Annotated in this window: 14 protein-coding genes and 1 tRNA gene; 7 read left to right on the plus strand and 8 right to left on the minus strand. The window is 66.7% G+C overall.

Annotation, left to right across the window (positions count from 1 at the left end):
* The first annotated feature begins 9 nt into the window (after nt 1-9).
* Genes ABZ942_RS16735 through ABZ942_RS16745 form a run of 3 tightly spaced genes read left to right on the plus strand, consistent with a single transcriptional unit; the run spans nt 10 to nt 1,674 of the window.
* Entirely contained in the window at nt 10-339 is a 330-nt protein-coding gene (locus ABZ942_RS16735) for a hypothetical protein (RefSeq protein WP_357382757.1), read from the plus strand.
* Complete coding sequence (locus tag ABZ942_RS16740; protein ID WP_357382759.1) at nt 320-838, plus strand: DUF6879 family protein; 519 nt, start codon at nt 320-322, stop codon at nt 836-838. Before ABZ942_RS16735 ends, ABZ942_RS16740 begins: the two co-directional genes overlap by 20 nt.
* A complete protein-coding gene (locus tag ABZ942_RS16745) occupies nt 784-1,674 on the plus strand; it encodes a helix-turn-helix transcriptional regulator (protein WP_357382761.1) in 891 nt (296 codons plus the stop codon). The genes ABZ942_RS16740 and ABZ942_RS16745 overlap by 55 nt, the downstream gene beginning before the upstream one ends.
* 443 nt (nt 1,675-2,117) lie before the next feature.
* On the opposite strand, the gene ABZ942_RS16750 is transcribed toward ABZ942_RS16745, so the two are convergent.
* From ABZ942_RS16750 to ABZ942_RS16760, 3 genes are all read right to left on the minus strand, one after another.
* Complete coding sequence (locus ABZ942_RS16750) at nt 2,118-3,110, minus strand: aldo/keto reductase (protein ID WP_357382763.1); 993 nt, start codon at nt 3,108-3,110, stop codon at nt 2,118-2,120.
* A gap of 499 nt (nt 3,111-3,609) precedes the next feature.
* Nucleotides 3,610-3,682: transfer RNA gene (locus ABZ942_RS16755), tRNA-Asn, on the minus strand.
* Nucleotides 3,683-3,760: 78 nt separating this feature from the next.
* The gene (locus tag ABZ942_RS16760; RefSeq protein ID WP_357382765.1) at nt 3,761-4,663 is read right to left on the minus strand and encodes an endonuclease/exonuclease/phosphatase family protein; all 903 of its coding nucleotides are present in this window, start codon (nt 4,661-4,663) and stop codon (nt 3,761-3,763) included.
* A 179-nt stretch (nt 4,664-4,842) separates the two neighbouring features.
* Here ABZ942_RS16760 and ABZ942_RS16765 point away from each other — a divergent pair, with 179 nt between their 5' ends.
* The gene (locus ABZ942_RS16765; protein ID WP_357382767.1) at nt 4,843-4,983 is read left to right on the plus strand and encodes a hypothetical protein; all 141 of its coding nucleotides are present in this window, start codon (nt 4,843-4,845) and stop codon (nt 4,981-4,983) included.
* Nucleotides 4,984-5,037: 54 nt separating this feature from the next.
* Here ABZ942_RS16765 and ABZ942_RS16770 read toward each other — a convergent pair whose 3' ends face one another.
* Nucleotides 5,038-5,865: a hypothetical protein gene (locus ABZ942_RS16770; RefSeq protein WP_357382769.1), complete on the minus strand. Its 828-nt coding sequence runs from the start codon at nt 5,863-5,865 to the stop codon at nt 5,038-5,040.
* Between the two features lie 165 nt (nt 5,866-6,030).
* Between ABZ942_RS16770 and ABZ942_RS16775 the strand changes: the two genes are divergently transcribed.
* On the plus strand, nt 6,031-6,276 hold the full coding sequence (locus ABZ942_RS16775) for a hypothetical protein (protein WP_107654933.1): 246 nt from the start codon (nt 6,031-6,033) through the stop codon (nt 6,274-6,276).
* Nucleotides 6,277-6,338: 62 nt separating this feature from the next.
* The gene (locus tag ABZ942_RS16780; RefSeq protein WP_357382771.1) at nt 6,339-6,884 is read left to right on the plus strand and encodes an Imm21 family immunity protein; all 546 of its coding nucleotides are present in this window, start codon (nt 6,339-6,341) and stop codon (nt 6,882-6,884) included.
* Here the strand turns inward: ABZ942_RS16780 and dnaG are convergent.
* A complete protein-coding gene (gene dnaG, locus ABZ942_RS16785) occupies nt 6,881-8,809 on the minus strand; it encodes a DNA primase (protein ID WP_357382773.1) in 1,929 nt (642 codons plus the stop codon). The genes ABZ942_RS16780 and dnaG overlap by 4 nt on opposite strands.
* 39 nt (nt 8,810-8,848) lie before the next feature.
* On the opposite strand from dnaG, the gene ABZ942_RS16790 reads away from it, so the two are divergent.
* Complete coding sequence (locus ABZ942_RS16790; protein ID WP_357382775.1) at nt 8,849-9,019, plus strand: hypothetical protein; 171 nt, start codon at nt 8,849-8,851, stop codon at nt 9,017-9,019.
* On the opposite strand, the gene ABZ942_RS16795 is transcribed toward ABZ942_RS16790, so the two are convergent.
* The 3 genes from ABZ942_RS16795 to ABZ942_RS16805 all read right to left on the minus strand — a co-directional run bounded on the left by ABZ942_RS16795 (nt 9,013) and on the right by ABZ942_RS16805 (nt 11,722).
* Entirely contained in the window at nt 9,013-10,272 is a 1,260-nt protein-coding gene (locus tag ABZ942_RS16795) for a deoxyguanosinetriphosphate triphosphohydrolase (RefSeq protein WP_357382777.1), read from the minus strand. The two genes, ABZ942_RS16790 and ABZ942_RS16795, sit on opposite strands and share 7 nt — an antisense overlap.
* The gene (locus tag ABZ942_RS16800) at nt 10,272-10,952 is read right to left on the minus strand and encodes a YdcF family protein (RefSeq protein ID WP_357383195.1); all 681 of its coding nucleotides are present in this window, start codon (nt 10,950-10,952) and stop codon (nt 10,272-10,274) included. The genes ABZ942_RS16795 and ABZ942_RS16800 overlap by 1 nt, the downstream gene beginning before the upstream one ends.
* A 92-nt stretch (nt 10,953-11,044) precedes the next feature.
* Nucleotides 11,045-11,722 carry an MBL fold metallo-hydrolase gene (locus ABZ942_RS16805; protein ID WP_357383197.1) on the minus strand — a complete coding sequence of 226 codons (678 nt, stop codon included), beginning with the start codon at nt 11,720-11,722 and terminating at the stop codon, nt 11,045-11,047.
* Nucleotides 11,723-11,897: the final 175 nt, after the last annotated feature.

The following is an 11,897-nucleotide window of genomic DNA, read 5'->3' on the forward strand; positions in this document are numbered from 1 at the left end:
GAGAAAATCATGAAGATACGTTTCCTCGGCAAGAACACCAACGGTGGCAACTCCCCGACGCTGTACCTGACCGACCGTGGTACGTACATCGTGCAGGGCTGGCGGGTACCGGGGCACGATGACCAGGTAGAGATCTCACATCCGCTGCTTGCGTTCCTGGAACCTGGTACATGCCTGGGCGTTCTGCTCCAGGACACCGGACACGGAACGTTCTTGCTGTCCGGTGAGCAGGTCAGCGCCCCGGAAGCGTTGTCGCAGATCGACATACCGGCCCACGAGATGTGTATCGAGGTGCCGGTAGGACAGGAGATCAGGGGCGATGCAACTCTTGCAGCATGAGGCGTTCTACGACCTCTTCCATTCGTTCAAGCACACGGCCTGCCATCTCGAAGTGCAGGATTCGTACTCCACACCCGAAGAGTCCGAGCCGTTCCGCCTGTTCCTCGGCGGGAAACCGGACGACTTCGAGTGGTTCCGCGAGTGGGAGGAATTGGTCCGCGACATAACGGCCGCTGGTCGACAGATGAAGCGCGCCCGCGTAGTCAGCCAGCCACACACTGATTACGTCCGGTGGTCCCTGGCGGTCGCCCATCGCAACGTCGAGGACGGCGAAGACATCCGCTACCTGCCTAGGCATCGGATCGACCCGTCCGAGCTGTCTGCGGACGATTTCTGGCTGTTCGATGACAACCTCGTGGCGTTCAACACCTTTACGCCCGATGGAACGGCCGGCGGTCTGGCTGTCACAACAGATCCCGTGATAGTCGATTACATCCGGGCCGTGTGGAATCGAGTGTGGGACAGGGCTGTTCCTCACGCGGAGTACATCCGCGCGTGACTGGCGTTGATGAGGCGCGGCAAGCACTCGGCCATCGATTACGGGATATCCGCAAGGACGCTGGGCTCACTGGTACGAGGCTTGCCGCTCTCGCAGGTTGGCACAGTTCCAAGGTCTCGAAGATCGAGTACGGGAAGCAGACGCCGACCGATGACGACATCCGGGTGTGGTGCATCCATACCGGCACTGCGGATCAGGTACCTGACCTGCTCGCAACGCTGCGCAACGTCGAAGCCGCATACCTGGAATTCCGGCGTCTGTTGGGCTCAGGCACACGCCGACGACAGCAGCAATCCATCACTCTCGAAGACAGAGCCCGACTTCTGCGCTGGTACGAGTCGAACGTGCTGCCCGGCCTTCTCCACACCCCGCCGTATGCCGAGGCGATCCTTCGTCAGGTGATCGACTTCTACGACATTCCCGACGATCTGGACGAGGGCGTTGCCTCTCGAATCGAGCGGCAACGGGTGCTGTACCACGGTGACCACAAGTTCCACTTCATCATCGCCGAGCAGGCTCTCTATACCGTCATGGGCGACGCCGACGTAATGATCGGCCAGCTCGATCGCCTGCTCACTGTGATGCAGCTGCCGCGTGTCGTACTCGGCGTCATTCCTCTGGACGTGGCCCACAACGTGGTGACAACCAATTTCGTCATCTACGACGCACGCATGGTCATGGTCGAGACGATCGCCGCTGAGCTGACCATCACCCAGCCGCGCGAAATCACCTTGTACGAGAAGGCATTCGACCTGCTCCGAGGGCAGGCCGAGTACGGTAAGGACGCGCGGGCCTACATCACAGCCGCGCTGGATCGCCTGCGAACTAATGGCTGACGCACGCATACCCGCACACAGGTGCTCGCTGATCAACAGCGTCGTGAATGGGCAGGCCCAGGAGGGCAATCGGGAACGACTACCGACTCCAGCGCGACCGGTTCCAACCCGAACACCGATCCTTCGGACAAGCCACATTCCGGACCCCGTCAGCCAGGCTAACCCCAGAGCATGCCCCGACCGGGTCGGGCCGCACCTGTATGGACGTGCAATGTAGCTCGTCGGCTTCCACCTAACAATCGACAGGGGAATTCCCTTGCGTCGCAACGCAATAGCCCTATCTGTCTTCGCGGCCGCGGCGCAGGGCGTGCCGTTCGGCCTCCCCCAGCTGTTCGTGTCCGGTGAGGTGGCGGCCGATCATGCCGGGGGATCTCGATCCGTATCGGTGGGCGCGACGTCAACGACATCGTCGAGCTGGACGTCGTGCGCACCGAGCCCACCGGCTAACCCCGAGCGACCTCAGCGGTGTGCGCGGGGGTGTAACGCTCGCCCATCACTTGGTCGCGCAGCGGGTCCAGCGCGGCCAGCGCCTCGGCGTCCAGGGTGAGCTCCAGCGCTGCCGCGTTCTGCTCCAGCCGGGCCGGGCTGCGGGTGCCCGGAATGGCCGCCATCGCCACCCCGAGCCGCTCGGCCTGGGCGTACACCCAGGCCAGCGCCACCTGGGCCGGGGTGGCACCCAGCCGGTCGGCCACCGCGCGCACGGTCTGCGCGATCTTCTCGTTGGCCTCGCCCGCCTCGCCGGCGAAGCGGGGGTTGGTACGCCGGAAGTCCTTCTCGCCCAGCGTGGAACGGTCCAGGGTGCCGGTCAGGAACCCCCGCCCCAGCGGCGAGTACGGCACCAGCCCGACCCCCAGCTCGGCCATCACCGGGGTGACCGCCTCGACGTCGCGGGTCCACAGCGAGTACTCGCTCTGCACCGCAGTGATCGGGTGCACCGCGTGCGCCCGGCGCAGCAGCTCGCCGTCGACCTCGGACAAGCCCAGATGGCGGACCTTGCCCGCCTCGACCAGCTCGGCCATCGCCCCGACGGTCTCCTCGATCTCCACGTCCTGGGGCGGGCGGTGGGCGTAGTACAGGTCGATCACCTCGACACCCAGCCGCAGCAGCGAGGCGTCGCAGGCGCGCAGCACGTAGTCCCGGGCACCGCGGATGCGGCGTGCCCGGTCTCCGGCGCTGCGGTCGATGCCGAACTTGGTGGCCAGCTGCACCTGGTCCCGGCGGCCGTGGATGGCCCGGCCCACCAGCACCTCGTTGTGCCCGGTGCCGTAGGCGTCGGCGGTGTCCAGGAACGTGATGCCCAGCTCCAGGGCTCGGTCGATGGTGGCCAGGCCGCCGTCCCAGTCGGCGGCGCCGTAGCTTTCGCTCATCCCCATGCACCCCAGTCCCATCGCGCTGACAGTGAGACCGGGCGAGCCGAGCGTGGTTCGGGTGATCATGCGCGGATACTCCTCCTACCCGGCGGACCGGGCGGTACCTCGAAGGCTGACGAACGCCTCCGACATTAGGACTTGGAGTGCACTCCAAGTCAAGCTGGAGCACCGGCCCGCTGGCGGGTCAGGCGCGGCGGGGCGGGTGAGTCATCTCCAGCAGTACCCGCACCGCCCGCGCCGGCTTCTCGGCGTGCTGAGAGGGTCGAATTCCGATAGGCGCACATGCACAGGAAGATGACGCGATCAGATGCGGGGCAGACCACTTCTCGCGGTAGGGCCAAACACCCCCCGAGACCGCAAGCACAGCCAGCACCTCGAACCTGTCGACCTCGACGAAATCTGAAGTCCCCCATGGGCGTGCCCGCTCGATCCACCCAGTGACATCACCACCCAGCAAGAGCTCCTTCGCAGGCAGCGAGCAGCAGATCAACCGGATCGTCACCGCTCCATCCGCGAACACGACAACGGCCCCTGACCAGAAATACCTGGTCAGGGGCCGTTCAGGCTCCCCCATCTGGACTCGAACCAGAAACCTGCCGATTAACAGTCGGCTGCTCTGCCAATTGAGCTATAGGGGACTATCCTCGGCTCGTCTGTGCTAGGCGGGCCGAGGAGAAACTTTAGCGTATGGGCGGGCGCCCGCCCAAATCGCGTCGCTACCTGCTGACTTGTGGGGTGGGGTCGAGGGTGGCGGTGGCGGCGCGGTGGTCGCTGCCGGTGGTTCGGCGGACGGTTGCGTCAAGGGGGGTGAAGCCTCGGGTGAGGATGTGGTCGGGGCGGGTGAGGGGGAAGTCGGCGGGCCAAGTGAAGGCGAGGCCGGTGCGGACGTCTTGGCAGGTTTGGGTGAGAGGGGTGAGTTCGGGGTCGGTGGAGGCGGTGTTGAGGTCGCCGAGGATTAATAGGCGATCTGACCGGTCACGGTCTACCAAACCGGTGAGGGTGCGAAGTGTTCGGTTGCGGGAGTCGGTTTCGCCGAATCGAACGGAGCCGAGGTGGACGGCGTAGACGGTGATGTCGCCGGTGGGAGTTTCGATTCGGGCGCGTAGGGCACGGGCCCAGCCTTGGCCTAGGTCGAGGCGTTCGACGTCGTCGAGGGGGTAGCGGCTCCACAGGCCGATGGTGCCGACGGTGGCGACGTACGGGTGGTCTCGGTCCAAGGCCGCCGCGACGGAGGGGCGGTTGCGATCGGTGAGTTCCTGGACCGAAATTATTGCGGCGTCGGTTAATTCGGCGGCGGTGCCGTGTGCGCCGAGGTTTTGGGTGGCGACACGTAACACGCCGGTGGATGACCCGCCGTAGGGCTGTTCGACGATTTGCGGCACGAAAAGCACGGACCACGCCAGGATCGGCGCCGCGGCGGCGACGAGACCGATCTTGGAGCCGGCGGCCAGTGCGACAGTGGCGAGGAGCAGCGTCGGGACGATCAACCAAGGCAGAAAACTGCCGACTACCTGGCGAATTCCGCCGATTTCCGGCAGCACTCGATGGGCGACGAGCAGCCCACCCAGGAGCGCGGCGGCCGCGGCGAGGGTTACGTCTCGGAAGGTCCCGTGCAGCATGACGGCAACGATGGCTGCGCTAGATGAGAGGTTCATGAAACGGGGCGTGTTCGACCGTTCTCACATGGAAGTAACGGTACGGCCACCATCGGGGACGAGTATGAATACATAGACGCTGAGCGCGTGGCGAAGTGGGCACTCCTCAGCAACCCGCTGAGCAAAGGAACGAGGAGGCCGACATGAGCGAGTTCACATGCGGCGATTGCTGGCGCAACGAGAATCTGACATTCGCACAACGATTGGATCCGGCGCTCATCCGCCGGAGCACGCGACAGCTGTGCGAGGAGCATCGGGCCAAGCGAGAAGAACTCGCCGCCTGAGCAACGTCCGGTCTCGACTCCTGGTCGGGGTAATCCCGGCCAGGCCGACACCGTCTACTTTCGGCGGATCCACCCCTGTGCGATATCGCCGAGGTTCCACCACGAAACATGGTGCGGGTCTTGCTTTTCCAGTGCCCAGTCGGTGGTGAGCTGATCGAAGAACGCGTCGTCGCCCGTCTTGCCGCCCTTCGGCTCGCCGATGAAGATCAACCGTTCGCCGCCTGCCGCCGCGAAGTCGCGCAGCGCACGAGAGGCCATCGGGTCGCCCCAGCCGGGCGGCCAGCACAGGAAAAGTACGCACTCCGACTTCGGCGCGTCGGCGTACTCGGCCGCATCACCGACGCGATGCCACACGTCCAGCTGGCCCGGTGCTCCGGGAAACGACGGGTTCTCGGACTTGTCCGGCGGTTCCGAATCGAACGCCGCGACATCGACGCCGAGCCGCGCGAGCTGCCGCGCCCAGTACCCGCGTCCGGCACCGAGCTCCAGCACTCGTCTCCCCTCCCTGAATCGTTGCACCCAGCTCAGCGTTTCCGGCGACGGCACCGCGTAGGCGTACACCGACTGCAAGATCGTCTGCGCGTATCCCAGACGCGCGCTCCCGTTGGACCGCCCGCCGTTCACCACTCGACGATCACCGTCCATCCCCACGGACGGCCCGACGATGTCCCAGTACGGATCAGCGGACTCCCCACCTGTCATGAAGTGCACAAACCGCAGATCGAACGCAGCGTCCGCGCCGGCATCGCCGGTGCCACCCAGCATCGGCGCGGTAGCGAGATAGTCCGCCACCCGCGGATACTCGGTGCGAAGTCGTTGATCGTCGTCCAGCAGCGCCGCCAGCTCGTTCCGGCGCTCGGTCGTCAGCGAGAGGCCAGTCATCTGCTCGATTCTCGCTGGCCCCTACCGCTTTCCGTGATCGGTTGCCGAATTCGCCCACACAGGGCGCGCGGGAGGGTTGCCCTAAGCGCCCCTCCGGATCGACACGGCCACCGCGCGTCGGGCAGGATAGAGCCGCGAACAGGCAACTGGGAGGAGCACATCGAGATGCTGCGGTTGATCATCGGCGTGGCGGCCGGGTATGTACTCGGCAGCAAGGCCGGGCGGGCTCGCTACGAGCAGATCAGCGCCGCGACCCGTGCGCTGTCGGAAAGCCCGGTGACCCGCAAGTTGGTGCTGGTCGGCAGGCAGAAGTTGTCGGACAAGCTCAGCACCAAGCCGCGGCTGGAACCGATGGAGCCACTGGACGAGCGCACCACCATCCTGGTGCCCCAGGATCAGCTGCGCCGCTGAGCACGGTGCGCAACGCTGACCAAGTAGCCGCACCCGACTCGCCTGAACGTTCTGTCCGCTGGGTGGCTTCGCCGGGTGGAGCACTCATAGTCATCCCGGTTTCCGTGGTGAACCTATGGACCGGCAGCACTCCGACAGGACGGCTGGGCGGCACCGGCGAGACCATCGATGACTACGACCGCGCCTGCGCGATACTCGATTACGCCGCACTGATCACGGTCGGCGAGAGCGGCGCGCAGGCCCTCGTGCTCGGCGACGAACCGTCTACCACCTGCTACCTATCCGAGCACCGTTGTTTCCTCCGCCTGTACTACGCCGACGATGAGGATGAACTCATCGCCGACGCCAAGGCGACGCTCGCGCACGAGGCCATCGAGTGGCAGGAATGTGGCATCTGGGAGACCGACGGACCGGGTGTGTTGATGGACTCGGTCTATCCTGGCCTTGACCTGTCCGCGGCAAACCCAGACGGCGTGCTGCCGGACCAAGCGCCTGTTCCGCTCGGGGCCGGTCGCTGGCTGGTCCGCGCTGCGCGGATCGAACACGACCGCAACGGGATGGATCTGATCCAGCTGCTTCCCGTCGACCCACCGAACGCGAGTTACTAAGCCCCGGTGGCGAAGTCGTTGTGATTGCCCATCGCCTGCGTCAGCAGGCTCTTGCGGTACTGCTCCAACGCCACCAGATCCCCGAACAACGCCATGTAGTCATCGGGCTGTTCAGTGGACGACACCCGCTGCAGCTTCGACTTCAGCTCGGCGATCTGGCGGCCCACCCACGCCTCCTGCGTTCGTGCCAGCACCCCGGCGACGAACCGGGGAATACCGGACGCGTTCTTCACCGGCAACGGCTCGTTCGCCAGCTCGGACAGCAACGCACGCATGGTCAGGTCGTCGGTGCGATCCGCAACGGCGTTGACCCATTCGGCACCGCCGAGCCCGGCCCCGGTACCGCCCACCTCGGAGATCAGCAACCGGACCGCCGCGTAAGCGGGATGTGTGAAGGCGTCCGCCTCCAGCGAGTCGAACACCGACCCGGCCATCGCCGGATACTGCAGCGCCGCCGCGAGCACCTGCCGCTGCGGCATGAGCGTCGGATCGTTCGGATTGGGTCGTGCCGCAGGATGTTCGGCGATCACCTCGGCCTGCCGTGCGGGCGGCGCCGGCCGCCCACCGGCGCTGCTACCGCCGCCCATTCGGTTGCGCTTGGCCTCGTCGCCGACCCGGCGGACCACGGTCTGAATATCGTCCCAGCCGACCCACCCGGCCAGCTTCGTCGCGTACGCCTTGCGCAACGCGTTGTCCTTGATCTGCGCGACCACCGGAATCGCCCGGCGCAGCGACTCGACCTGGCCCTCGGCGGTGTCCAGGTTGTGATCGGCGAGCAGTCCGCGAATCACGAACTCGTACAACGGAGTACGCCGCGCCACCAGGTCGCGAACGGCGCCGTCGCCGGAGTGCTGGCGTAGCTCGCACGGGTCCTGCCCGTCGGGTGCCACCGCGATGTAGGTCTGCCCGGCCAGCTTCTGGTCGCCCGCAAAGGCTTTCAGCGCCGCCGCCTGGCCCGCCGCGTCACCGTCGAAGGTGTAGATGATCTCGCCGCGCCAGAAGTTGTCGTCGAGCAGCAGCCTGCGCAGCAACGCGAGGTGCTCGTCGCCGAAGGCGGTGCCACAGGAGGCGACGGCGGTCTTCACGCCGGCCAGGTGCATGGCCATCACGTCGGTATAGCCCTCGACCACGACGGCCTGATGCCCCTTGGCGATGTCCCGCTTGGCCAGGTCGAGGCCGAACAACACCTGAGACTTCTTGTACAGGATCGTTTCCGGGGTATTGATGTACTTGCCCGGCATGGTGTCGTCGTCGAAGAGCTTGCGCGCACCGAACCCGATGACATCGCCGCCGAGGTTGCGGATCGGCCAGAGCAGCCGGCGGTGGAACCGGTCGATCGGACCACGCTGGCCCTGCCGGGACAGCCCAGCGCCCTCCAGCTCCTTGAACTCGAAACCCTTGCGCAGCAGATGTTTGGTCAGCGTGTCCCAACCCGCGGGCGCGTAACCGCAGCCGAACTGCTCGGCCGCGGCGGCATCGAAATTGCGGTCGGTGAGGAACTTGCGGGCCGTCTCGGCGCCGGGCTCGCGCAGCTGAGCCATGTAGAACTCGTGCGCGGCGGCGTTGGCGGCGACCAACCGGGAACGGGTGCCACGATCGCGCTGCACCGAGGTGCCGCCGCCCTCGTAGTTGATCTGGTAGCCGATCCGGTCGGCCATCTGCTCGACCGCTTCGACGAAGCCGACGTGGTCGATCTTCTGCAGGAACGCGAAGACGTCGCCGCCTTCACCGCAGCCGAAGCAGTGGAAGAGGCCGTGATTCGGCCGCACGTGGAACGACGGCGACTTCTCGTCGTGGAACGGGCACAGCCCCTTCATGGAGTCGGCGCCCGCGCGCTTCAGCGCGACGTACTCCCCCACAATGTCTTCGATGCGGACGCGGTCACGTATCGCCGCGATATCGCGATCAGGGAGTCGTCCGGGCACGGCAGTGAGCGTACCCGCCGGGACCGACGTCTTTCACCTATGGCTGCTCGCCCGAGCCGGATCGATGACTTCACTGTTGCCGAACAGCGCGGCGGCGGGCCGACGACCCGCAGCGCACATCCCGCCGACCGCCGCGTCATCCTCGTCACACTCGACGACGCGGGCGTGGCGGCGGTACACATGCGCAAGCCGCGCGACGCCGATCAGTGACCGAACGACGCCGCGACCCGCTCCAGCCTGCTCTCGGTATAAGAGGCGATCTGGTCCACGATCACCCGCACCCGCGCGGTGTCGTCGTCGGCGGCGTCCCACCACGGCAGCAACAGCGGATCGAGACTCTGCGGCGCGGCGGCGAGCAACCCCTCGGCGACGGCGTGGATGCGGTCGCGTTGGGCGGCTTGACGGAGTTTGTGGTCCGGATCGGACATGACGTAGCGGAGGGCGACGGTCTTGAGCACGGCCACTTCGGCGGCGACCACGTGCGGAACCTCGAGGTCGGCGCGGTAGCGGGAGAGAGCGGCGCTGCCCGCCGTCGCACGGGTGGCGAGGATGGCGGCGGTGGCGAAGCGGCCGACCAATTCGCTCGTAAGTCGTTTGAGCGCAACAGAACTGGTGAGAGTGCCGTCATAAACGGTCACCGCGGCAACGACGGGTAGCTCCGAAAGTCGTTGGGCCGCAGCCACCAACTCGTCCGCCGACAGGGAGTAGTGCTTGTGCCTGCCGAGGCTGGCCAACGCATCCTGTTCGACGGGATCGGCCAGTGCGCGCAAATCGATGCGGCCCGCGATCACACCGTCCTCGACATCGTGCACGGAGTACGCGACATCGTCGGACCAATCCATGATCTGACATTCCAGGCTGCGGCGGCGCTCGGGAGCGCCCTTGCGGATCCAGTCCAGGCGATCGGTGTCGATGTCGTAGGCGCCGAATTTGGTGGCGGGACCCGTTCTGCCCCAAGGGTATTTGAGGGCGGCGTCGAGCGAGGCGCGGGTCAGGTTGAGGCCCGCGCTGACACCGTCGGCGTCGAGCACCTTCGGTTCGAGGCGGGTGAGGATGCGCAGGTTCTGCGCGTTGCCCTCGAAACCGCCGTGCGCGTCGGCGAAGACGTCGAGGGCCTTTTCGCCGTTGTGGCCGTAGGGCGGGTGGCCGATGTCGTGGGCTAGCCCGGCCAGGTCGACCAGGTCCGCGTCGCAGCCGAGGCCGTCGGCGATGCTGCGGCCGATCTGGGCGACCTCGATCGAATGGGTGAGCCTGGTACGCGGGGTGTCGCCGTCGCGCGGACCCATCACCTGGGTCTTGTCCGCGAGGCGGCGCAGCGCCGCGGAGTGCAGCACCCTGGCCCGGTCGCGGGCGAATTCGGTGCGGTGGCCGGACTCGAATTCGCTGCGCGGCGGGCCGAGTCCGGCGGTCTTGGCGCGCTCGACGACGAGCCGCTCGTAATCGTGTTCGGTATAGCCGTCCACTACTGTCCTGCCGTATATCGGAAGTCCGCTGCGAAATGGGTGAGCTGATACCAGAGCAAAGCGCCTGTCTCCCTGGCGATTCCGTGCGCCTGCGACTCGCGGGTGTACACCGCGGGCCCGGTCCTGGTCGGCGCGGTCCACGCGTCGAGACCCTCGTCGCGGGCCATGATTCGGGTGCGCAGCGAATGCCACGGATCGCTCACCAGCACCGCGGAACTCAGGTCGCGGGCTTGCATGGCCGTGGCGACCGCCTCGATGCTGCGCAAGGTGTCCGAGCCGGTCTCTACGGCCAGGATCTTGTCGCTCGGCACCCCGCGCGACTGCAGATAGTTCTTGCCCGACGCCGCCTCGGTGTACAGATCACCTTCCTGTTTGCCGCCGACGGTGATCACCCGCGGCGCCACGCCCAGCCGGAACAGCCGGTAAGCCTGGTCGAGTCGCGCCTCGAACACCGACGACGGTGTGCCGGAATATTGCGCGGCGCCGAGCACCACGATGGCGTCGGCCGTCGTGTAATCGTCGATGCGCGCCACCTGCCACACCCGCAGCGCCGTCCCGCCGACCAGCACCAAACCCATCAACACCGACCCGACAACGAGTCGGCGAATCCACCGCAGCACCCCGGCGCCGTAGCCGCGCGGCGGGACGGGACCGGGCGCCGCATCGGCTCGAGCGCGCATCGTTGGCGAATCCACTCCCCAAGTCTGCCAGTACGGGTGCTTCGCCCGGGTTGTTCGGGGATCTACCCGAGTCGGGCAGGTCCGGATCCCGGCTACCAGCCGCGTTCCCGCCACTCGGACAGGTGCGGGCGTTCGGTGCCGAGGGTGGTGTCGTCGCCGTGGCCGGGGTAGACGACAGTGTCGTCGGGGTAGCGGGCGAAGAGTTTGCCGGTGACGTCGCGGTAGAGCGAGTCGAAGTCCGCCGGGCTGGTGGTGCGGCCGAGGCCGCCGGGGAACAGCGAGTCGCCGGTGAACAGGTGGACGCGTTCGTCGCCGTCGGTGAGGGCCAGGGCGACCGAGCCCGGAGTGTGGCCGCGCAGGTGGATGACCTCGAAGGTCAGTTCGCCGATGTGGATGTGGTCGCCGTCGTCGAGCAGGCGATCCGGCCGGACCGGGAGCGGGTCGGCGTCGAGTTCGTGTGCGGCGGTGGGCGCTCCGGTGGCAGCGGTCGTCTGCTTCAGCGCCTGCCAGTGGTCGGGATGCTGATGCGTCGTGACGATGACGCCGAGCTGACCCGGCGCCACGGCGTCGATGAGTTCCGCGACACGCTCGGCCTCGTTGGCGGCGTCGATGAGTAGCGCCGCGCCGGTGGCCGTGCATTGCACGAGGTAACAGTTGTTGTCCATGCCGCCGACGGACATCTTGACGATGCGGGCACCCGGAACGTCATGCTGCTGCGGATCGGAACCCGGCGAGACATGACCGGTATACGGGCGATCGATGTTGATCACACCGTCGATGCTATCGACCGGCGCGATCGGCTGCCATTCCGCGAGTTCCCCACCTGGTCGGCAGCGTTCCGGTCCGCCGAGCACGGCTTCGTCCGAGGCATGCGGCGGCTGGTGATCCAACGGAATGCGGGTGGCGGCGCGCGTCCGGCCCGGAACTTCCGGTTGCGGCGTCGAC

The sequence above is a fragment of the Nocardia sp. NPDC046473 genome (genome assembly GCF_040645995.1).
In the GTDB taxonomy this organism is placed as follows: domain Bacteria; phylum Actinomycetota; class Actinomycetes; order Mycobacteriales; family Mycobacteriaceae; genus Nocardia.

Excerpts from the sequence above, each read along its gene's own strand:
- ABZ942_RS16735 (WP_357382757.1), top strand. The coding sequence starts at position 10 with ATGAAGATACGTTTCCTCGGCAAGAACACCAACGGTGGCAACTCCCCG.
- ABZ942_RS16765 (WP_357382767.1), top strand. The coding sequence starts at position 4,843 with ATGAGCGAGTTCACATGCGGCGATTGCTGGCGCAACGAGAATCTGACA.
- ABZ942_RS16800 (WP_357383195.1), bottom strand. The coding sequence starts at position 10,952 with ATGCGCGCTCGAGCCGATGCGGCGCCCGGTCCCGTCCCGCCGCGCGGC.
- ABZ942_RS16790 (WP_357382775.1), top strand. The coding sequence starts at position 8,849 with ATGGCTGCTCGCCCGAGCCGGATCGATGACTTCACTGTTGCCGAACAG.
- ABZ942_RS16750 (WP_357382763.1), bottom strand. The coding sequence starts at position 3,110 with ATGATCACCCGAACCACGCTCGGCTCGCCCGGTCTCACTGTCAGCGCG.
- ABZ942_RS16770 (WP_357382769.1), bottom strand. The coding sequence starts at position 5,865 with ATGACTGGCCTCTCGCTGACGACCGAGCGCCGGAACGAGCTGGCGGCG.
- ABZ942_RS16760 (WP_357382765.1), bottom strand. The coding sequence starts at position 4,663 with ATGCTGCACGGGACCTTCCGAGACGTAACCCTCGCCGCGGCCGCCGCG.
- ABZ942_RS16740 (WP_357382759.1), top strand. The coding sequence starts at position 320 with ATGCAACTCTTGCAGCATGAGGCGTTCTACGACCTCTTCCATTCGTTC.
- ABZ942_RS16775 (WP_107654933.1), top strand. The coding sequence starts at position 6,031 with ATGCTGCGGTTGATCATCGGCGTGGCGGCCGGGTATGTACTCGGCAGC.